The organism is Rugamonas rubra (assembly GCF_900114705.1).
Taxonomy (GTDB): Bacteria; Pseudomonadota; Gammaproteobacteria; order Burkholderiales; family Burkholderiaceae_D; genus Rugamonas; species Rugamonas rubra.
The window spans coordinates 1-18,789 of sequence record NZ_FOTW01000012.1; the positions used below are offsets into that span (position 1 = coordinate 1).

Annotated in this window: 20 protein-coding genes and 1 pseudogene; 9 read left to right on the top strand and 12 right to left on the bottom strand. The window is 65.9% G+C overall.

The annotated features are described in order from the left end of the window. Nucleotides 1-314: pseudogene (locus BM252_RS31010) on the top strand (IS4 family transposase); the annotation flags it as partial. 53 nt (nucleotides 315-367) lie between these two features. Here BM252_RS31010 and BM252_RS13310 read toward each other — a convergent pair. Next, nucleotides 368-2,881, bottom strand: a complete 2,514-nt coding sequence (locus tag BM252_RS13310; protein WP_093388123.1) for a putative bifunctional diguanylate cyclase/phosphodiesterase — start codon at nucleotides 2,879-2,881, stop codon at nucleotides 368-370. A gap of 340 nt (nucleotides 2,882-3,221) precedes the next feature. Between BM252_RS13310 and BM252_RS13315 the strand changes: the two genes are divergently transcribed. Beyond that, complete coding sequence (locus tag BM252_RS13315; protein ID WP_093388124.1) at nucleotides 3,222-3,668, top strand: mobile mystery protein A; 447 nt, start codon at nucleotides 3,222-3,224, stop codon at nucleotides 3,666-3,668. Then, complete coding sequence (locus BM252_RS13320; RefSeq protein ID WP_245774240.1) at nucleotides 3,647-4,252, top strand: mobile mystery protein B; 606 nt, start codon at nucleotides 3,647-3,649, stop codon at nucleotides 4,250-4,252. Before BM252_RS13315 ends, BM252_RS13320 begins: the two co-directional genes overlap by 22 nt. Nucleotides 4,253-4,262: 10 nt before the next feature. On the opposite strand, the gene BM252_RS13325 is transcribed toward BM252_RS13320, so the two are convergent. Genes BM252_RS13325 through BM252_RS13335 form a run of 3 tightly spaced genes read right to left on the bottom strand, consistent with a single transcriptional unit; the run spans nucleotide 4,263 to nucleotide 6,936 of the window. Then, complete coding sequence (locus BM252_RS13325; protein ID WP_093388128.1) at nucleotides 4,263-4,748, bottom strand: glutathione peroxidase; 486 nt, start codon at nucleotides 4,746-4,748, stop codon at nucleotides 4,263-4,265. After that, complete coding sequence (locus tag BM252_RS13330; protein WP_093388129.1) at nucleotides 4,748-5,884, bottom strand: PilT/PilU family type 4a pilus ATPase; 1,137 nt, start codon at nucleotides 5,882-5,884, stop codon at nucleotides 4,748-4,750. The genes BM252_RS13325 and BM252_RS13330 overlap by 1 nt, the downstream gene beginning before the upstream one ends. An 8-nt stretch (nucleotides 5,885-5,892) precedes the next feature. After that, nucleotides 5,893-6,936 (bottom strand): type IV pilus twitching motility protein PilT, encoded by a 1,044-nt coding sequence (locus BM252_RS13335; RefSeq protein ID WP_093388131.1) that lies wholly within the window; start codon nucleotides 6,934-6,936, stop codon nucleotides 5,893-5,895. Nucleotides 6,937-7,054: 118 nt separating this feature from the next. On the opposite strand from BM252_RS13335, the gene BM252_RS13340 reads away from it, so the two are divergent. Both BM252_RS13340 and proC read left to right on the top strand, forming a co-directional pair. Beyond that, nucleotides 7,055-7,804: a YggS family pyridoxal phosphate-dependent enzyme gene (locus BM252_RS13340; protein ID WP_093388132.1), complete on the top strand. Its 750-nt coding sequence runs from the start codon at nucleotides 7,055-7,057 to the stop codon at nucleotides 7,802-7,804. A 28-nt stretch (nucleotides 7,805-7,832) separates the two neighbouring features. Beyond that, complete coding sequence (gene proC / locus BM252_RS13345; protein WP_245774241.1) at nucleotides 7,833-8,681, top strand: pyrroline-5-carboxylate reductase; 849 nt, start codon at nucleotides 7,833-7,835, stop codon at nucleotides 8,679-8,681. A gap of 17 nt (nucleotides 8,682-8,698) precedes the next feature. Here the strand turns inward: proC and BM252_RS13350 are convergent, their stop codons facing one another. The 4 genes from BM252_RS13350 to BM252_RS13365 form a co-directional block, all read right to left on the bottom strand. Then, a complete protein-coding gene (locus BM252_RS13350) occupies nucleotides 8,699-9,493 on the bottom strand; it encodes a substrate-binding periplasmic protein (protein ID WP_217429908.1) in 795 nt (264 codons plus the stop codon). Nucleotides 9,494-9,624: 131 nt separating this feature from the next. After that, on the bottom strand, nucleotides 9,625-9,987 hold the full coding sequence (locus BM252_RS13355; RefSeq protein WP_093388133.1) for an ElaB/YgaM/YqjD family protein: 363 nt from the start codon (nucleotides 9,985-9,987) through the stop codon (nucleotides 9,625-9,627). A 93-nt stretch (nucleotides 9,988-10,080) separates the two neighbouring features. Further along, on the bottom strand, nucleotides 10,081-10,935 hold the full coding sequence (ubiA, locus tag BM252_RS13360) for a 4-hydroxybenzoate octaprenyltransferase (RefSeq protein WP_093388315.1): 855 nt from the start codon (nucleotides 10,933-10,935) through the stop codon (nucleotides 10,081-10,083). A 106-nt stretch (nucleotides 10,936-11,041) separates the two neighbouring features. Beyond that, nucleotides 11,042-11,980 carry a hydrogen peroxide-inducible genes activator gene (locus tag BM252_RS13365; protein WP_093388134.1) on the bottom strand — a complete coding sequence of 313 codons (939 nt, stop codon included), beginning with the start codon at nucleotides 11,978-11,980 and terminating at the stop codon, nucleotides 11,042-11,044. A 180-nt stretch (nucleotides 11,981-12,160) separates the two neighbouring features. On the opposite strand from BM252_RS13365, the gene BM252_RS13370 reads away from it, so the two are divergent. Further along, complete coding sequence (locus tag BM252_RS13370) at nucleotides 12,161-13,348, top strand: PilT/PilU family type 4a pilus ATPase (RefSeq protein ID WP_093388135.1); 1,188 nt, start codon at nucleotides 12,161-12,163, stop codon at nucleotides 13,346-13,348. A 31-nt stretch (nucleotides 13,349-13,379) separates the two neighbouring features. Next, nucleotides 13,380-13,853 carry a D-glycero-beta-D-manno-heptose 1-phosphate adenylyltransferase gene (gene rfaE2 / locus BM252_RS13375; RefSeq protein ID WP_093388137.1) on the top strand — a complete coding sequence of 158 codons (474 nt, stop codon included), beginning with the start codon at nucleotides 13,380-13,382 and terminating at the stop codon, nucleotides 13,851-13,853. A gap of 30 nt (nucleotides 13,854-13,883) precedes the next feature. Here the strand turns inward: rfaE2 and BM252_RS13380 are convergent, their stop codons facing one another. The 4 genes from BM252_RS13380 to BM252_RS13395 form a co-directional block, all read right to left on the bottom strand. Further along, complete coding sequence (locus BM252_RS13380; RefSeq protein ID WP_174900518.1) at nucleotides 13,884-14,228, bottom strand: CopG family antitoxin; 345 nt, start codon at nucleotides 14,226-14,228, stop codon at nucleotides 13,884-13,886. A gap of 23 nt (nucleotides 14,229-14,251) precedes the next feature. Beyond that, nucleotides 14,252-14,539 (bottom strand): BrnT family toxin, encoded by a 288-nt coding sequence (locus BM252_RS13385; protein ID WP_217429909.1) that lies wholly within the window; start codon nucleotides 14,537-14,539, stop codon nucleotides 14,252-14,254. A gap of 155 nt (nucleotides 14,540-14,694) precedes the next feature. Beyond that, nucleotides 14,695-15,165, bottom strand: coding sequence for a tRNA (uridine(34)/cytosine(34)/5-carboxymethylaminomethyluridine(34)-2'-O)-methyltransferase TrmL (trmL, locus tag BM252_RS13390; protein ID WP_093388140.1), 471 nt, complete (start codon nucleotides 15,163-15,165; stop codon nucleotides 14,695-14,697). Between the two features lie 83 nt (nucleotides 15,166-15,248). Continuing rightward, on the bottom strand, nucleotides 15,249-16,106 hold the full coding sequence (locus BM252_RS13395) for a ComFC family protein (RefSeq protein WP_093388141.1): 858 nt from the start codon (nucleotides 16,104-16,106) through the stop codon (nucleotides 15,249-15,251). A 59-nt stretch (nucleotides 16,107-16,165) separates the two neighbouring features. Between BM252_RS13395 and BM252_RS13400 the strand changes: the two genes are divergently transcribed. After that, nucleotides 16,166-17,098: a methyltransferase domain-containing protein gene (locus BM252_RS13400; protein WP_093388143.1), complete on the top strand. Its 933-nt coding sequence runs from the start codon at nucleotides 16,166-16,168 to the stop codon at nucleotides 17,096-17,098. A 458-nt stretch (nucleotides 17,099-17,556) separates the two neighbouring features. Next, entirely contained in the window at nucleotides 17,557-18,783 is a 1,227-nt protein-coding gene (gene coxB / locus BM252_RS13405; protein ID WP_174900519.1) for a cytochrome c oxidase subunit II, read from the top strand. The last annotated feature ends 6 nt before the right edge of the window (nucleotides 18,784-18,789 follow it).

Sequence of the window (18,789 nt, forward strand, 5' to 3'; positions counted from 1 at the left end):
CCGTCGAGGGGATCAACCAGGAGATCTGGGGCGCGTGCATCGCCTACAACCTGGTGCGCCTTGAAATGGCCAACGTCGCCGCCGACGCTCAATGCAACCCCACCGACATCAGCTTCGTCCGTGCATTTCACATCATTCAATACGAACTAACATGGGCCGCCGCGACTCGCGCCTATGGCAAGCTGCCTTCCCTACTACAAAGAATGCGGCAAAGGCTAGTCACAGAACTGACTGTCAAACGACCCGGCCGTCATTTTGACCGGGTCGTCAAATCAAAGGCACAGCGCTACCCATACAAGAAGTCAAAAGCTTAAGTCAACGGCATTAGGGTCAGTGCCGACATTCGGACACGGGCTCGGCAGTTGGCCTAGCCGGCCAGCGCCGCGCCGTCCTGGGCGCGGCCGGCGCCGTCGTCGGACTGCTGGTGGGCGATCGGCGGTAGCAGGGCGGCGGCCTGCCACACCGGCGCCGTGTCGAAGGCGCTGACCCAGGGCAGCACCTCGGCCGACGGCATCGGCCGGGCGATGCCGAAGCCCTGCGCCAGGTCGCAGCCGAGCCGCATCAGCAGCGCGCCGTGCGCCACCGTCTCGACACCCTCGGCGATCACGCCCAGCTCGAAGGCGCGCGCCAGGCCGATCACCGCGCTGACCAGGTGGCGGTCGTCGCGGTCGACCAGCATGTTGCGCACGAAGCTCTGGTCGACCTTCAGGACGTCGGCCGGCAGCCGCTTCAGGTAGCTCATCGACGAGTAGCCGGTGCCGAAGTCGTCCAGCGCGAAGCTGATGCCCAGCGCCTGGCAGGCCAGCATGATGGCGCGCACGTGGCCGACGTCGCTCAGCGCCGACGACTCGAGGATCTCCAGCTCGAGCATGTACGGCGGTACGTCGGGGAATTCGGCCAGGATCGCCGTCAGCCGTTCGACGAAGTCGTTGCGTTGGAAATGGCGCGCGGCGATGTTGACGCTGACCACCCAGTCCGGGTCGAAGCCGCGCCAGCTCTGCAGCTGGCGCAGCGCCTCGCGCAGCACCCATTCGCCAATGTCGACGATCAGGTCGGTGTGCTCGACGAAGGGCAGGAAGTCCATCGGCCCGACCACGCCGCGCTCCGGGTGCTGCCAGCGCAGCAGCGCCTCCATGCCGACGATGCGGCCGCGCCGCATGTTCAGCTTGGGCTGGTAGTACAGCCGCATCTCGCCGCCGCGCAGCGCGGCGCGCACCTCGGTGCGGCGGTTGTGGTGGGTGCGCACCTGTTCGTCGAGGTCGGCGTCGAAGAAGTGGTAGCGGTTGCGCCCGGTGATCTTGGCCTGGTATAGCGCCTGGTCGGCGTGGCGCAGCAGCTGGTCGGCGCTGGTCTCGCCGTCGCGGTACAGCGCCACGCCGACGCTGGCCGACATCTTGACGGTCTCGCCGTCGCACTGGTAGTCGAGCGCCAGCGCCGCCAGCAGCCGCGCCATGGCCTGCTCGACGGCGCCGCGGCCGTCCATCTGCGGCAGCAGCAGCACGAACTCGTCGCCGCCCAGCCGGGCGACGTAGTGGCGCTGGCCGGCGAAGTCGTGCAGCCGGCTGGCGACCTGCTTGAGCACCTCGTCGCCGACCGCCTGGCCCAGGCCCTGGTTGATCCCTTGGAAGTGGTCGAGGTCGAACAGGCACACCGCCAGCAGTTGCTGGCGTTCGCGCGCCTGCTCGAGCTCCTGCTCGAAGCGGCTGCTCAGCGCGGCGCGGTTGGGCAGGCCGGTGAGGACGTCGTGGTTGCTCTGCCAGGACATCTGCTGGATCAGGTGGCGCTTCTCGCTGACGTCGCGGAACACCAGCACCGAGCCCTGCACGCGGCCGGCGCTGTCGCGGATCGCGGCGGCGGTGTACTCGACCATGCGCACCTGGCCCGACAGGTGGCGCAGGCTCTGGCCGCCGGCCTTGACCACCGCGCCGCCGGCGTAGATCGCGGCCATCGCCTTGAGCAGCGAGTGCTGGCCGAAGTTGTTGGCCAGCACGAAGGCCTGGTGCAGCTCCATGCCGCGCGCCTGCGCCTCGTCCAGGCCGGTGAGCGTCTGCGCCACGGCGTTGAAGGTGAGGATGCGGCCGGCCAGGTCGGTGGTGACGACGGCGTCGCCGATCGAGGCCAGCGTCACCTCGATGCGCTCCTTCTCGGCAAGCAGCTGGGCCTGGGCCGAGCGGGTCTGCGCGAGCTGCTCGCCGAGTTGCCGCTGGCTGCGTTGCAGCGAGCCGACCAGCGCCTGCACCTCCTGCGCCATGTTGTTGAAGGTGGCGGCCAGCGCGCGCGCCTCCAGCGTGCCGCGCAGCGGCAGGCGCACGCCGTGCTCGCCGGCCTGGAAGCGGTCGGTGGCGCGCGCCAGCCGCGCCAGCATGCGCTTGTTGGAGTAGATCAGCAGGCCGAGCAGCAGGTAGATCAGGCCGACATTGAGCGCCGAGATTTGCGCCTGCTGGCGCACCGTGTGCCAGACGCGGTTGAGCGGCAGCGTCGGCTCGAACGTCATTTCCAGGGTGGCGTTGGTCGACAGGGCCAGCTCGCGGCTCAGCGGCTGCAGCGCGTGCAGCGCCTGGAACCAGGCCGGCCCGGTCGGCTCCGGTTTGACGCTGCGCACCGCCTCGAGGTGGCCGCCGGGATAGTCGAGGCGCACGGCGCTGGCGTCCTGGTTGAGCAGCAGGGCGCCGGCCAGCGCCGTCTCCAGCGCGGCGCGGTCGGGCAGCGCCAGGCCGCTCTTCAAGGTGGTGTTCAGATAGTCGCCCAGCTCCTGGGCGTCGAGCTGGTAGCGCAGGTTGGCGTCGGCCGCCTCGGCCTCGATCAGCAGCGAATAGCGCACGCAGACGACCACCGCGATGAGGGCGAAAATGGGCACGAACAGGCGCGTGTAGGTGCCCATCCGCAGCCAAGACGACAGTAGTTTCCTCAGCAACGGCATAGGTGGTGGGTAGGTTCCGGCAATATTGTCCTCAAGCATTATTACCGAAAATTCCGGCGCGTTGCATTTTTATTTGAAAACGGTTTCAAAGTGGCGGTTCCTGCCGTGTGTAGCGTGCGGTTCGCCTGCCGGACGAGACCAAGCGTGCAGCGACACGAGGCGTTAGCGGAGGGGGCGGGAAAATCGCCTCCACAGTCGGGACGGTCAGCGGAAGTGATCGTGTATAAACGATCTTGAATAAACACTTTGATCGTCTATACTGAATCAATTATGGAGTAGCGCATACCTACTAGGCGATCAAATGGAATTTCAAAAATTGCGTCTTTCGCAGGTTGATCGGGCAGTGAGGTTGGCCTCTGCGCCGCCACGCCCGTCGCCGGGCTGGATTCAGACGATTCGAACGGCACTCGGTATGACAACACGCCAACTCGCCGGACGTCTTGGCGTTAGTCAAAGCACGCTGACAGCGTTGGAAAAATCAGAGGCGGAGGACCGGATCACCTTGCAGTCGTTACGTAGGGCCGCCGAGGCGCTCGATTGCGAGCTTCAATATGTCCTGGTGCCGCGTTCCTCGTTGAAACGGCGAGTCGAGGATCGCGCACAAGATGTTGCGCATGAGCGTGTCGCTCGTGTCTGGCACAGCATGCGTCTGGAGGAACAGGCGCCTACCGCGCAGTTGGATAAAAAAGAGGTGTCCAGGGTACAGCGTGACCTTCTGGATAACAATTGGAAGCAACTGTGGGACTAGGCATCGGCCAGGTGCACGCGCCAGGCGCAACGCCACTTGACCCGGATGAGATGGCGGGCCTCATTCCAAGACATATCACGCTAAAACGCGAATTGGACGAATTCGAGCAGGCGAACATACTTGCCGCGCAGGCGTGGGCGGAAAAGCGTGTGAAGCAGAATGTACTGAGCGAGGCCTATGTTCGGCGCTTGCACAAGAAAATGTTCGATCGCACCTGGCGATGGGCTGGTACCTTTCGCAAGACTGAAAAGTCCATCGGTATCGATCCTCTGCAAATTGGCGTCGGCCTGCGCAATTTGTTGGACGATGTTCAATGCTGGCGCGAGTTCAACACCTTCTCCCTCGACGAGCAGGCCACACGCTTGCACCACCGGCTGGTGTGGATTCATCTTTTCCCCAACGGGAACGGCCGCCACGCCCGACTCTTTACCGACGTGTTTTTGCGTTCATGCGGCGCGCGTCCGTTTTCCTGGGGGCGGATCGAACTGGTGCATCCATCGACGACACGCAGCGCGTACATCCATGCATTGCAGGCGGCGGACCGCAGGGACTATGCGCCCCTGCAGGCTTTCGTGCGCACCTAGTACGACGACACTACTCGGCCAGCAGCTTCTCGATGTCGCCGACCAGCTCCTCGGGCTTGGTGGCCGGGGCGTAGCGCTTGTAGACGGTGCCGTCCTTGCGCACCAGGAACTTGGTGAAGTTCCACTTGATCGCCTCGGTGCCGAGCAGGCCGGGGGCCTCCTTCTTGAGCTGCTTGAACAGCGGGTGGGCCTGCTCGCCGTTGACGTCGACCTTGGCGAACAGCGGGAAGCTGACGCCGAAGTTCTTCTCGCAGAAGGCGCCGATCTGCTCGGCGCCGCCCGGCTCCTGGCCGCCGAACTGGTTGCAGGGAAAGCCCAGCACCACCGCGCCGCGCTCCTTGAACTGCTGGTAGACCGCCTCCAAGCCCTTGTACTGCGGCGTGAAGCCGCACTGGCTGGCGGTGTTGACGATCAGCAGGACTTGGCCCTTGTATTGGGCCAGGTCGGCGGGCGCGCCGGCCAGCGTGGCGGCGGCGTGGTCGTAGATTGTCGTCATCAGATGATCCCCAAGTGTTCGGTTCCGGCCGAGAGGTCGCGGTTTTTCGCCGCCTTGCCCTCGAGCTTGATGGCCAGCCGCAGGTCGTTGACCGAATCGGCGTTGCGCAAGGCGTCCTCGTAGCTGATTCTATCCGCTTCGTGCAAATCGAACAGCGACTGGTCGAAGGTCTGCATGCCCAACTCGCGCGATTTCTTCATCAGCTCCTTGATCTCGTGCACCTGGCCCTTGAAGATCAGGTCGGAGATCAGCGGCGAGTTGAGCAGGATCTCGATCGCCACGGCGCGCCCGGCGCTTTCCTTGAGCGGCACCAGGCGCTGCGAGATCATGCCCTTCAGGTTCAGCGACAGGTCCATCAGCAGCTGCTGGCGGCGCTCCTCGGGGAAGAAGTTGATGATGCGGTCGAGCGCCTGGTTGGCGCTGTTGGCGTGCAGCGTGGCCAGGCACAGGTGGCCGGTCTCGGCGAAGGCGATGGCGTGGTCCATGGTCTCGCGGTCGCGGATCTCGCCGATCTGGATCACGTCCGGCGCCTGGCGCAGCGTGTTCTTCAGCGCCACCGCCCAGTCCTCGGTGTCGACGCCGACCTCGCGCTGGGTGACGATGCAGTTCTTGTGCGGATGCACGTACTCGACCGGGTCCTCGATGGTGATGATGTGGCCGTAGCTGTTCTGGTTGCGGTGGTCGACCATCGCCGCCAGCGTGGTCGACTTGCCCGAACCGGTGGCGCCGACCATGATCACCAGGCCGCGCTTGGACATGACGACGTCCTTGAGCACCTCGGGCAGGCCGAGGTCGTCGAGTTTCGGGATCTCGCTGGTGATGGTGCGCAAGACCATGCCGACCGAGCTCATCTGCACGAAGGCGGAGACGCGGAAGCGCCCCAGCTCGCCCGGGCTGATGGCGAAGTTGGCCTCCTTGCTCAGCTCGAAGCCGGCGCTCTGCTTGTCGTTCATGATCGAGCGCGCCAGGTCGACGGTGTGGGCCGCCGTCAGCACCTGGGCCGAGACGGGCGTCAGCTTGCCGTCGATCTTGATGGCCGGCGGGAAGCCGGCGGTGATGAACAGGTCCGAACCTTTTTTGCTGACCATCAGGCGCAGCAGGTCGGACATGAATTTGAATGCCTGGTCGCGTTCCATGCTGGTTCCTATCCGGGGAAGTTGTCGGGGATCTTGGCGGCGGAACGGGCCGCCGCCGCCGAGATCACGTTGCGCCGCACCAGGTCGGTCAGCGTCTGGTCCAGCGTCTGCATGCCGACGTTGCTGCCGGTCTGGATCGCCGAGTACATCTGGGCGATCTTGGCCTCGCGGATCAGGTTGCGGATGGCCGGCGTGGCCACCATGATCTCGTGGGCGGCGACGCGGCCGCTGCCGTCCTTGGTCTTGAGCAGGGTCTGCGAGATCACCGCCTGCAGCGACTCCGACAGCATGGCCCGCACCATCTCCTTCTCGTCGGCCGGGAAGACGTCGACGATGCGGTCGATGGTCTTGGCGGCCGACGAGGTGTGCAGCGTGCCGAACACCAGGTGGCCGGTCTCGGCCGCCGACAGGGCCAGGCGGATGGTCTCCAGGTCGCGCAGCTCGCCGACCAGGATCACGTCCGGGTCCTCGCGCAGCGCCGAGCGCAGCGCGTTGTTGAACGACAGCGTGTGCGGCCCCACCTCGCGCTGGTTGATCAGGCACTTCTTCGACTCGTGGACGAACTCGATCGGGTCCTCGATGGTGAGGATGTGGCCGTACTCGTTCTCGTTGACGTGGTTGACCATCGCCGCCAGCGTGGTCGACTTGCCCGAGCCGGTCGGCCCGGTCACCAGCACCAGGCCGCGCGGCTTGGAGGCCAGCTCGGCGAAGATGCGCGGGCAGTTCAACTCCTCCAGGCTCATGATCTTCGACGGGATGGTGCGCAGCACCGCCGAGGCGCCGCGTTCCTGGTTGTAGGCGTTGACGCGGAAGCGCGCCAGGCCGGGGATGGCGAAGGAGAAGTCGACCTCGAGCATCTCCTCGTAGGCCTTGCGCTGGCCGTCGTTCATGATGTCATAGATCATGCCGTGGACTTCCTTGTGCTCCAGCGGCGGCAGGTTGATGCGGCGCACGTCGCCGTGCACCCGTATCATCGGCGGCAGCCCGGCCGACAAGTGCAGGTCCGAGGCCTTGTTCTTGACCGAGAATGCGAGAAGTTCTGAGATGTCCATTTATAATCCCTGTGCCTGGGGTTGAGGGCGGGGCCGCCGGGATCGCACACCGGCCGCCGCTGAAACTGTTCCACGCTGATGCTTAACCGATGTTGCCCACACTATACGCTCACTGATTATGTCCACAATCGCCCAGAACTTGCAAGCCGTCGCCTCGACAATTGTTTCCACAGCCCAAGAAGCCGGCCGCGCGGCCGACAGCGTGCGCTTGCTGGCGGTGTCCAAGACCTTCGGCGCGGAGGCGGTGCTGGAGGCGGTGCGGGCCGGCCAGCGCGCCTTCGGCGAGAACTACCTGCAGGAGTCGCTCGACAAGATCGCCGCCGTGCGCGCCGCGCTGGCCGCGCGGCCGGACGAGCCTGCGCTGGCGGCGCGGCCTGGCGAGCCGGCGCTCGAGTGGCACTTCATCGGCCCCATCCAGAGCAACAAGACGCGCCCCATCGCCGAGCACTTCGACTGGGTCCACACGGTCGAGCGCGAGAAGATCGCCCAGCGCCTGTCCGAGCAGCGCCCGGCCGGCATGGCGCCGCTCAACATTTGCCTGCAGGTCAACATCAGCGGCGAGGCCAGCAAGAGCGGCGTGGCGCCGGCCGAGCTGGCCGAGCTGGCCCGGCGCGTCGCCGCGCTGCCCAATCTGCGCCTGCGCGGCCTGATGGCGATCCCCGAACCGACCGAGGACTACGCCGAGCAGCGCGCCGCCTTCGCCCAGCTGCGCCAACTCTACGAACAACTGCGCGCCGACGGCCTGGCGCTCGACACCCTGTCGATGGGCATGTCGGCCGACCTGCGCGCCGCCGTCGTCGAGGGCGCCACCATCGTGCGCGTCGGCAGCGCCATCTTCGGCGCGCGCCACTATCCGGCCGCCCACTAATCCATCCAGACCACCACGAGAGACAGACATGAACGCAAGCGCACTGAAAATCGCCTTCATCGGCGGCGGCAACATGGCCTCGGCCCTGATCGCCGGACTGGCCGGCAAACTGACGGCCGGCGCCAACATCCACGTGGTCGACCCCAACGCCGCCGCGCTGGACAAGCTGCGCCAGCAGTTCGGCGTCAGCACCGCGCCGGCGGCCGACGCAGCGCTGGGCGCGGTCGACGTGATCGTGCTGGCGGTCAAGCCGCAGAGCATGCGCGAGGTGGCCGCCCAGCTGTTGCCGCTGCTGAACCCGGCGGCCAGGCCGCTGATCCTGTCGATCGCCGCCGGCATCCGCGCCGCCGACCTGTCGCGCTGGCTGGGCGGCTACGGCGCCATCGTGCGCTGCATGCCGAACACGCCGGCGCTGATCGGCCTGGGCATCACCGGCATGGTCGCCGCCGACGGCGTCAGCGCGGCGCAGAAGGAGGCCGCCGACGCCATCCTGAAGGCGGTCGGCGCCACCGTCTGGCTGGCCCACGAAGGCTTGATCGACCCGGTGACGGCGGTCTCGGGCAGCGGCCCGGCCTATGTGTTCTACTTCATCGAGGCGATGCAGCAGGCGGCGCTGGAGATGGGCCTGAGCGCGCAGCAGGGCAGCGAGCTGGCGCTGGCCACCTTCGTCGGCGCGGCGCAACTGGCGGCGCAGTCGAGCGAACCGGTGGCGCTGCTGCGCGAGCGCGTCACCTCGAAGGGCGGCACCACCTACGCCGCGCTGAGCAGCATGGAGCAGAGCGGCGTCAAGGACGCCATCGTCAAGGCGATGAAGGCGGCCGCCGAGCGCGGCCGGGAATTGGGCAATGAGCTGGGCGAGGAGCTGGGCGGCGCCTAAGCAGGGCGCCGGCCCGCTCAGGGCGTTGGATCGCCGACGTACTTCTGGTAGATGGCGGCGTAGCGGCCGCTGTCCTTGAGCTGCTTGAGGCCGGCGTTGAAGTCGTCGCGGATAGTTTTGTCGCGGAACACCGGGCGGTAGTCCTGCGGGTTGAGCTTGACGAAGCGTTGCTCGACCGTCGGCTTGGGGACGAAAGCCTGCTCGCGCTGCAACTGCAGGGTGAAGTAGCGGAAGATGTTGCGGTCGCTCAGCGCCACGTCGTAGCGGCCCTTGTCCAGGGTGAGTACCTGCAGCGTCTGGTTGTTCTGCTCGTAGTAGCGGCCGGCCTGGCGCACCGGGTCGAGCCAGTCGGGATAGCGCTTGATGGCGCCGACGAAGGCGATCACGTTCAGGCCGCGCAGGTCTTCGGGCTTGCGGAACTGCAGCTTCCTGTCCTTCAAACTGATCAGCACGTTGTCGTAGAACACCGCCGGCTCGCCGTAGTGGCCGCCGACGGCCGCCAAGTCCTCGCCCAGGTCGGTCATCGCCGCGTCGACCTCGCGCGCCTTGAACACCATCGGAATCCGCACGAAGGAGTAGTACTTCGGCACCAGCACGTGGCCGCGATAGGCCAGCGCCTGGCCGATGACCTCCAGTTCGATGCCGGAGTTCGTTTCCGGGAAGCAGTAGGGCGGGATCTTTTCGCCGAAGGCCATCTTCACGTCGGCGGCGCCGGCGGCGTCGAGCCAGGCCAGCGACAACAATAGCGCCCGCGCCGACGGCGCGGCCAGGAGGCGGTGAAAGAGGGGCCGGCGGAGGGGGCGACTTGCCATGGGTTCGATTCGGCGGGCGGTTTGCTGAATCCTATTGTCGCGTCAAGTTGCCATGCAGATCAACTAGTTTATGTCGTATAAGCTTGCCCCGCCGGGGAAACGGCGGCGGCTCCGCCCGCCGCCGTCCGCGCTTATTTACGGGCGATCAGCATGCCGGCGATGACGCCGATCGCCGCGCCCAAACCGACCGCCTTCCACGGATTGTCCTGCACATACACCTGGGTGCTGCGGGCCGCCTGGCGGCCGCGCGCCAGCACGCCTTCCTCCAGCTTGCGCAGGTCGGTCTTGGCGGTCAGCAGCGCGTCCTCGAAGTGGCGGCGCGCCTTGCCGACCTCGGCGCCGACCTCGGTCTTGCTGTCGTCGAGCCAGGTCTCGGCCTCGTGGATGACGTTCTGCAAATCGCTCATCAGCTTGTCGCGCGCGGTGGCGTTGGCGGCCTGGCTGCGAGCCAGGTTGTCGTCGCCGGCCTTGCCGTTCTGTTGGGTGGGTTCCATGCTTGACCTTTCGAGGGATGCGCGGGCGCGCGGGAAAAAAGCCAGTGTATAGGCTGCGGCCCGGCGCCGGCTATGCGCCAGATCAATTCCGCGCTAGCGCAGCGCGTAGTCCAGCGCCACGCCGGCGAACACCACGGCGCCGAGGATGTTGTTGTGGCGGAAGGCGTAGAAGCAGGCGTCGCGCTGGCGGCCACGGATCAGCGTGTAGTGGTAGACGGCGATGGCGGCGGCGCCCAGCAGGCCGGCGACGAACCAACCGCGCAGGCCGGCCTGCCAGCCGCAGGCCAGCGTCAGGCCGAGGTGGACGGCGTAGCACAGCATGACGGCGGCGACGTCGTAGCGGCCGAAGGTGATGGCCGAGGTCTTGATGCCGATCTTCAAGTCGTCGTCGCGGTCGACCATGGCGTACTCGGTGTCGTAGGCGACCGCCCAGAACACGTTCGACACCAGCAGCACCCAGGCCAGCGCCGGCACCTGGTTCTGCACGGCGGCGAAGGCCATCGGCACGCCGAAGCCGTAGGCCACGCCCAGGTAGGCCTGCGGGATGGGGAAGAAGCGCTTGAAGTAGGGGTAGGTCAGGGCCACCAGCAGGGCCACCACCGACAACTGCTTGGTCAGCAGGTTGAGCGGCAGCAGCAGGCAGAAGGCCAGCAGGGCCAGCAGGGCGGCGATGCCGAGCGCCTCCTTGCCACTGACCTTGCCGCTGGTGACGGGGCGCTGGGCGGTGCGCTTGACGTGCTTGTCGATGTCGCGGTCGGCGTAGTCGTTGACGGCGCAGCCGGCCGAGCGCATCAGGAAGGTGCCGAGCGAGAAGATCAGCACCAGCGTCCAGTCGGGCTTGCCGGCCGAGGCGATCCACAGCGCGCTCAGCGTCGGCCACAGCAGCAGCACGACGCCGATCGGTTTGTCCAGCCTTAACAGGCGCGCGTACAACTCCAGCTTGGTCATGGAAAGCATCATGGTGTCGGGAAGGGCAAAACCGGCATTATCGCAAATCGCCGCCGGCGCCGCGCAATGCGCTGCCGGGCGGCCACGGCGCAGGGGCGCTTGCCGGCTATTTGTCGCCCAGGCACAGCGTGCTGACGCCGGGCAGTTCGCAGTCGCGCACCACCTCGCAGATGGCGTCGATGGCGGCCTTGCGGGTGAAGCTCTTGCGCCAGACGATGACGACGCGGCGCGACGGCTCCGGCGCGTCGAAGCGGCGGAAGCGCAGCATGCCGTCGGTGGTGTCGAGGTCGGGCACCGAGGCGCGCGGCAGCACGGTCAGGCCGATGCCGCTGGCCACCATGTGGCGGATGGTCTCCAGCGAGGAGCCCTCGAAGGTGCGCTGCATGCCGTTGCCGGGCGAGGAGAAGCGCGCCATCTCGGGACACACCTCGAGCACCTGGTCGCGGAAGCAGTGGCCGTTGCCGAGCAACAGCATGTTCTCCGTCTTCAGGTCGTCGGCGGGGATGGACTGGCGGCCGGTCCAGGCGTGTTGTTGCGGCATCGCCACGACGAAGGGCTCGTCGTACAGGGCCTGCATGGCCATGCCGTGTTCGGGCAGCGGCAGCGCCATGATGGCCGCGTCAAGCTCGCCCTGGCGCAGCATCTCGAGCAGGCGCACGGTGAAGTTCTCCTGCAGGATCAGGGGCATCTGCGGCAGCTTGGCGATCATGCCCTTGACCAGCGGCGGCAGCAGCGAGGGGCCGATGGTGTAGATCACGCCGAGCCGCAGCGGGCCGGCCAGCGGGTCCTTGTTCTGCTTGGCCAGCTCCTTGATGGCGGCCGTCTGCTCGAGCACGCGTTCGGCCTGGGCGACGATCTGCGCGCCCAGCGGCGTGACGGAAATCTCGGCGCCGCCCCGTTCGAACAGCACCACCCCCAACTCGTCCTCCAGCTTCTTGATCGCTACCGACAGCGTGGGCTGGGCGACATAGCAGGCTTCGGCGGCATGTCCGAAGTGTTTCGCTCTTGCAACGGCGACGATGTATTTCAGTTCGGTCAGGGTCATGAATGTATTTGAACACAGGCAATGCTTCGGCGCAATGCATGAAAAGCCACAGGGCGGCGCGGGGAAAGGCGGCGCGCGGCGGGCCGGCGGGCTGGGCAAGAAAATCCATTGTAGCGGAACGCAGTCGATATAATGGCCGGGTGCTTCGCTTTACAACAGTATCAAGAAGGAGGGCCGCGTATGTCCGCCACCTTTGGCCCCGACGAGGCCCAAGCCTATCTGCACAAGCTGCTCAAGGTGATGCACCACATGGGCGGCTCCGACCTGTTCATCTCCGCCGACTTCCCGCCCAGTATCAAGTCGCAAGGGGCGATGAAGCCGCTCAGCGCGCAGCGCCTGAGCGGCGAGGTGACGCGCGCGCTGGCGCTGTCCATCATGAACGACAAGCAGCGCCGCGAGTTCGAGGCCGAGCTCGAATGCAACTTCGCCATCTCGCTGCCCGAGGTGTGCCGCTTCCGCGTCAACGTCTTCGTCCAGCAGCAGTGCGTGGCCATGGTGATCCGCACCATCGCCTCGGAGATCCCGAATTTCGAGAAGCTCGAACTGCCCGAGGTGTTGAAGGAGGTCATCATGACCAAGCGCGGCCTGGTGCTGGTGGTGGGCGGCACCGGCTCGGGCAAGTCGACCACGCTGGCGGCGATGATCGACTACCGCAACAGCAACTCGGCCGGCCACATCATCACCGTCGAGGACCCGGTCGAGTACGTGCACAAGAACAAGGGCTGCCTGATCACCCACCGCGAGGTCGGCGTCGACACCCTGTCCTGGCACAACGCGCTGAAAAACACGCTGCGCCAGGCGCCGGACGTGATTTTGATCGGCGAGATCCGCGACACCGAGACCATGGAGCACGCCATCGCCTTCGCCGAGACGGGCCACCTGTGCCTGGGCACGCTGCACGCCAACAACGCCAACCAGACCATGGACCGCATCATCAACTTCTTCCCCGAGGAGCGGCGCAACCAGTTGCTGATGGACTTGTCGTCGAACCTGCGCGCCATCGTCTCGCAGCGCCTGGTGCGCACCGAGGACGGCAAGGGCCGCAAGGCGGCCATCGAGATTTTGCTGAACACGCCGACCATCGCCGAGATGATTTTCAAGGGTAACTTCCAGGCGATCAAGGAAATCATGCACAAATCGCGCGAGCTGGGCATGTGCACCTTCGACCAGGCGCTGTACGAACTCTATAATAGGGGCCATATCGCCTACGAGGAGGCGATCCGCAATGCCGATTCGGCCAACGGCCTGCGCCTGCAGATCAAGCTGCGCGGCGAGCGCAAGGAGCCCGGCGACGCCGGCCCGGCGGCCGCCAGCGCGCTGAGCATGCAGATCGAGGCCGAGCCGGAGCCGGAACCGCCGGGCCACTAGCGCCGGCGCAACCCCCAACGAAAAGAAACCGATGCCCCAATTCGAATCGAAAGTTTGTACCCGTGAAGACCTGGCCGCGCGCGTCGCCGCGCTGCCCAAGCCGGTGGTGTTGACCAACGGCGTGTTCGACCTGCTGCACCGCGGCCACGTCACCTACCTGGCGCAGGCGCGCGCGCTGGGCGCCTCGCTGGTGGTGGCGGCCAACACCGACGCCTCGGTCAAGCGCCTGGGCAAGGGCGACGACCGCCCGCTCAACGCCTGCGCCGACCGCATGGCCGTGCTGGCCGCGCTGGAGTCGGTCAGCCTGGTGGTCGAGTTCGACGAGGACACGGCGCTGGAGGTGGTGCTGCAGGCCCGCCCGGAGATCTACGTCAAGGGCGGCGACTACGACATGGCGGCGATTCCCGAGGGGCAGGCGGTGCTGGCCTACGGCGGCCGCGCCGTCGCCATCGACTTCGAACACGACCGCTCGACCACCAAGCTGCTCAACAAGATCCGCAACTAGTCAGCGGAGGCGGGCAGGCGCTTGGCGCCATCAAGCGGCCTGCTTGCCGCGCCTTGCTGTGTCCTTAGGTGTTGGCGTGGCCGTCGTCGCCTTCAGATTCGCATACTCGGTCGCGATCAATTTGTACTCGGCGACGACGAATCTCTGAAGCGCTTCGCGCATGAGCGGTTGATAGCCCACGCCACGGCACTCGGCAATTTTCTTGAAGTCGTCGATCAGGTCTTTGGGAAGCCGGATCGAGATCATTTGCATGCCGAGTGATTCGTCGATCTGCGCCTCCAATGCTTGCGGTGCCGGCTTGGCGTGCTCTATGTCGCGGCCGAGTTGTCCCGATTCCCAAGCCTCGGCCGTGCCTTCGATCTTTGCTTTGCCCATGAGGCTCTCCCGAACGTCTTGCGTTACTTGCCCATTGTTTCGTAGATTCTCATTTCAATATCGTTCGCCTCGTATGCGGTAATGACATGCATATTCCCATCACGAACTTGAAACACCACTTTTAGCGAGCGACCGATGTTGGTGTCGGCGATAAACCAGAGCGTAGGTGGATCGCGTCGATGCTGTTCCCTATCGTCAATGAGCAACATTCCACATCGGTTGTCGAAACACTCACAAACTTCCGAGCGAGTCACGTTGTGCATTTGCTTGAGTTTGGCGCGCACCGTCGCAGAAATGACGATTGATCCCACTACGTCACCTTTGTATATACAAAATATACGACTAAGTGTGGCAAGTCACAATGGATTTTTGATACCCGCTAGCTAGTTTAGGCGGTATCCAACCTCTTCGTATTGTCGAACTTGGAGTCCATTGTCGAAAAATGTATATACGCCTTACCGTGGCCTCAGGCGCCGCCGGCGTAGCCGTTCTGGCGCCAGGCCTCGAAGACCACCACGGCGACCGTGTTCGACAGGTTCAGGCTGCGGTTGTCCGGCCGCATCGGCAGGCGGATGCGCTGGGCCGGCGGGAACGATTCGCGCAGCGCCGGGTCCAGGCCGCGCGTCTCCGAGCCGAACACGAACACGTCGCCGGGCTGGAAGCTGGCCTGGCCGAACGGCGACGAGCCGTGCGTGGTCATGGCGAACATGCGCGCCGGATCGGGCTGGACGGCGGCCAGGAAGGCCTCCCAGCTGGCATGCACCTGCATGCGGGCGTACTCGTGGTAGTCGAGGCCGGCGCGCTTGAGCTTGGCATCGTCGAGCGGGAAGCCGAGCGGCTCGATCAGATGCAACTGGGCGCCGGTGTTGGCGCACAGCCGGATCACATTGCCGGTGTTGGGCGGAATTTCGGGTTGAACCAGTACGACGTGAAACAATGCAATCTCCTCAAAAGTCATTCTCAATGCGTTCAAAGCGCCCAATGCGCCCAATGCGCCCAATGCGGTAGTTCTTGGCGCGCTCAACGCGGCGGGGTACGGGCGAACACCAGGTTGCTGACGCGCGCCGCGCCATGGCGTTTGAACGTGGCGGCCAGCTCGTTCAGCGTCTGGCCGCTGGTCATCACGTCGTCGACGATGCCGACGTGGCGGCCGGCCACCAGCGCCGGCTCGGCCAGCGCGAAGGCGTGGGCGATGTTGCCGCCGCGCTGGTGCGGCGCCACGCTGCTCTGCGCGCGCGTCTCGTGCACGCGCGCCGCCAGACGCGGATGCAGGGCCACGCCCAGCGTCCGTGCCAGCGGCCGGGCGATCTCCAGCGCTTGGTTGAAGCCCCGTTCGGCCAGCCGCTGCGACCCCAGCGGCACCGGGCAGAGCAGGGCGGGCAGGACGAAGCCGGGCTGGCGCAGCACGGCGTCGCGCAGCAGTTGCGCCAGCAGCGGCGCCAGCGCCAGGCGGCCACCAAATTTCAGTTGCAGCACCAGCTGGTCGAGCGGGGCGGCGTAGTCGGCCGCCACCACGGTGCGGTCGAAGGCCGGTCCGTCGCGCAGGCACTGGCCGCACAGCGCGGCCATGCCCTTGTGGTCGCTCATACTGTTGCCGCCGGCCAAGCCACTGCCGCCGGCCAAGCCGTTGCCGTCGGCGGCGATGCCGCACTGCGGCCCGGGCAGCGGATTGGCGCATTGTTCACAACGGGGCGGCGCCGGCCCGTCGAGGTACTGCGCCCGGCAGCCCGGGCACAGGGCGTCCGGGCTGGCGCCGCCGCACAGCGCGCAGCTGGCCGGCAGCAGGCCGCGCAGCAGGGCGCCGCGCAGCCGGCGCAGCAGCGCCGCCGGGGCGGTTCCCGTCGCGCGGAAGGGTGGCAAATCGGCGGCGCTTGGCATCGCGACGGCCCTCAACCATGTACACTGCCGACATTATCTCACCTTCGCCCGACCGAACCATGCAAGTGCCAGCCAATCCGCCCAAATTGAGCGCCCCGATCGACCTGGAGCGCGTGCGCGCCCAGTTTTCCCGCCCCGAACGGGTGCAAGCCTCCGATTTCCTGCGCCGCGAGGTGGCCAGCCGGATGTTCGACCGCCTCGGCCTGGTCAAGCTGGCGCCGCAGCGCGTGCTCGACGCCGGCTGCGGCGCCGGTGCCGACCTGGCATTGTTGCAAAAACGGTATCAGGCGGCCCAGATCGTCGGCCTCGACGGCGCCGCCGCCATGCTGCAGGCGGCCCGCGCCCAGGGCGCCTCGGCGGCGCGGCTGACCGGACTCAACCAACTATTAAGTAAGCTGTTGCCGGCCAAGGCCGGCATCGACCTGGTCTGCGGCGACTTCGCCGACCTGCCGCTGGGGCCGAACGCGGTCGACCTGGTCTGGTCCAACCTGGCGCTGCACTGGCATCCGCAGCCGGACCGCGTGTTCGCCGAGTGGCGCCGCGTGATGCGGGTCGACAGCCTGTTGATGTTCTCCTGCTTCGGCCCGGACACCTTCAAGGAGCTGCGCGACGCCTTCGCCGAGGTCGACCTGGCGCCGCACGCGCTGCCCTTCGTCGACATGCACGACTTCGGCGACCAGCTGGTGGCCGCCGGCTTCGCGACCCCGGTGCTGGACATGGAAACCATCACCGTCACCTACGACACGGCGCAGGCCCTGCTGGCCGACGCCCGCGCCTGGGGCGGCAATCCGCTCAGCACGCGGCGCCGTGGCCTGCTCGGCCGCGCCGCCTGGCAACGCCTGTTGGCGGCGCTGGAGCGCGGCCGCCGCGCCGACGGCAAGCTGGGGTTGAGTTTCGAGGTGATCTACGGCCACGCCTTCCGGCCGGCGCCGCGCGTGACGTCCAAGGGCGAGGCGATCATCCGCTTCGACCTGCCGCGCAAGCCGCGCTAGGCCACACTCTGCCACGTAGGGCGGCGCCACGGGCGAACCGCCCGAGTCTGTCCGACACCGGAATGCACATTTCGGCGGCCTTGTCACGCCTTTGTCGCAGGGGTGTGCAAACACGGCCTTGACCATACTTGCATAATGGATTATTTCTTGATGTATGTCAGTTTTCTTGGCTATAATCGGCGACTAATTTTGTCATGATTTCAAGTAAGCACAACAGTTTCTGTTTGTTGTTTTTACAAGACAAAGAATCATTGCTGTTCAGTGTCAACCGTTGGCCCGATAGTAATATGGGGCTGCACGGACCGATGTCAAGGTCCCCGCACTATCACGCCGATGACTGCTCTTCGGCGCGCGGCCGCAGGGATCTGAAGGTGTTAATGGTGCGTTGGCGGTTCAAAACAGCGAATCCCGGCGCCGTTTAAAAAAAATATCTATTTTTTTGGGTGGTTGGGGAAAACATGAAATATGCGAAGCGACTTCAATCGTTGATGCTCGGGCTGTCGTTGACAGCCGCCGGTATCCCAGCGTGGGCGGAGCAGGCGGCCGTCAAGGCGGCCGGCAGCTACACGGCGGCGACGGGCGGCACCGGCGGACCGGTGCCATTTGAGTTGAACCTGCAACCACCGGCCACCGAGATCGCGGCCCAGATCTACGACCTGCACACCTGGATGATGGTCGTTTGCATGGTGATCTTCGTCGCCGTGTTCGGCGTGATGTTCTACTCCATCTTCAAGCACCGCAAGTCGCTCGGCCACAAGCCGGCCACCTTCCACGAATCCACCACCGTCGAGATCGCCTGGACCGTGGTGCCCTTCCTGATCGTCATCGGCATGGCCCTGCCGGCCACCCGCACCGTGGTCGGCATGAAGGACACCACCAACGCCGACATCACCATCAAGGCCACCGGCATGCAGTGGAAATGGGGCTACGACTACCTGAAGGGCGAGGGCGAGGGCATTGCCTTCCTGTCCAACCTGTCGACCCCGCGCTCCCAGGTGGGCTCGCCCGGCGTCGAGCCGACCGAGAAGCGCGGCGAGAACTACCTGATCGAGGTCGACAACGAGGTTGTCGTGCCGGTCGGCAAGAAGATCCGCATCGTCACCACCGCCAACGACGTCATCCACGCCTGGTCGGTGCCGGCCTTCGGCGTCAAGCAGGACGCCATCCCCGGCTTCGTGCGCGACACCTGGTTCAACGCCAAGCACACCGGCACCTACCGCGGCAACTGCGCCGAACTGTGCGGCAAGGAGCACGCCTTCATGCCCATCGTGGTCAAGGTGGTCAGCGCCGAGGACTACACGATCTGGGTCGACGGCAAGAAAAAGGAAATGGCCGCGCTGGCCGACGATCCAAGCAAGGTCTGGACCATCGACGAGCTGAAGGTCAAGGGCGAAAAGGTCTACACTAGCAACTGCGCGGTCTGCCACTTGGCCACCGGCAAGGGCGTGCCCAACGCCTTCGCCGCGCTGGACGGCTCCCCTGCGGTGACCGGGCCGAAGGCCGAACAGATCAACGTGCTGCTGCACGGTAAGAAGAGCGGTAAGTTCCCTAGCGAAATGCCTGCATGGAAGCAATTGTCGGACACCGAGATCGCGGCTGTGATCACCTACACCCGCAATACCTGGTCGAACAAGGCCGCAGAAAACATCGTTCAACCAGCCGAAGTTGTGGCTGCACGCAAGTAATTAGGA

Coding starts and splice junctions, on each gene's coding strand:
- BM252_RS13325 (WP_093388128.1), bottom strand. CDS start 4,748: ATGACGACAATCTACGACCACGCCGCCGCCACGCTGGCCGGCGCGCCC.
- BM252_RS13330 (WP_093388129.1), bottom strand. CDS start 5,884: ATGGAACGCGACCAGGCATTCAAATTCATGTCCGACCTGCTGCGCCTG.
- BM252_RS13365 (WP_093388134.1), bottom strand. CDS start 11,980: ATGACCCTGACCGAACTGAAATACATCGTCGCCGTTGCAAGAGCGAAA.
- BM252_RS13400 (WP_093388143.1), top strand. CDS start 16,166: ATGCAAGTGCCAGCCAATCCGCCCAAATTGAGCGCCCCGATCGACCTG.
- BM252_RS13335 (WP_093388131.1), bottom strand. CDS start 6,936: ATGGACATCTCAGAACTTCTCGCATTCTCGGTCAAGAACAAGGCCTCG.
- ubiA (WP_093388315.1), bottom strand. CDS start 10,935: ATGACCAAGCTGGAGTTGTACGCGCGCCTGTTAAGGCTGGACAAACCG.
- BM252_RS13350 (WP_217429908.1), bottom strand. CDS start 9,493: ATGGCAAGTCGCCCCCTCCGCCGGCCCCTCTTTCACCGCCTCCTGGCC.
- rfaE2 (WP_093388137.1), top strand. CDS start 13,380: ATGCCCCAATTCGAATCGAAAGTTTGTACCCGTGAAGACCTGGCCGCG.
- BM252_RS13315 (WP_093388124.1), top strand. CDS start 3,222: ATGGAATTTCAAAAATTGCGTCTTTCGCAGGTTGATCGGGCAGTGAGG.
- BM252_RS13395 (WP_093388141.1), bottom strand. CDS start 16,106: ATGCCAAGCGCCGCCGATTTGCCACCCTTCCGCGCGACGGGAACCGCC.
- BM252_RS13370 (WP_093388135.1), top strand. CDS start 12,161: ATGTCCGCCACCTTTGGCCCCGACGAGGCCCAAGCCTATCTGCACAAG.
- BM252_RS13355 (WP_093388133.1), bottom strand. CDS start 9,987: ATGGAACCCACCCAACAGAACGGCAAGGCCGGCGACGACAACCTGGCT.
- BM252_RS13340 (WP_093388132.1), top strand. CDS start 7,055: ATGTCCACAATCGCCCAGAACTTGCAAGCCGTCGCCTCGACAATTGTT.
- BM252_RS13310 (WP_093388123.1), bottom strand. CDS start 2,881: ATGGGCACCTACACGCGCCTGTTCGTGCCCATTTTCGCCCTCATCGCG.
- proC (WP_245774241.1), top strand. CDS start 7,833: ATGAACGCAAGCGCACTGAAAATCGCCTTCATCGGCGGCGGCAACATG.
- coxB (WP_174900519.1), top strand. CDS start 17,557: ATGAAATATGCGAAGCGACTTCAATCGTTGATGCTCGGGCTGTCGTTG.
- BM252_RS13380 (WP_174900518.1), bottom strand. CDS start 14,228: ATGGGCAAAGCAAAGATCGAAGGCACGGCCGAGGCTTGGGAATCGGGA.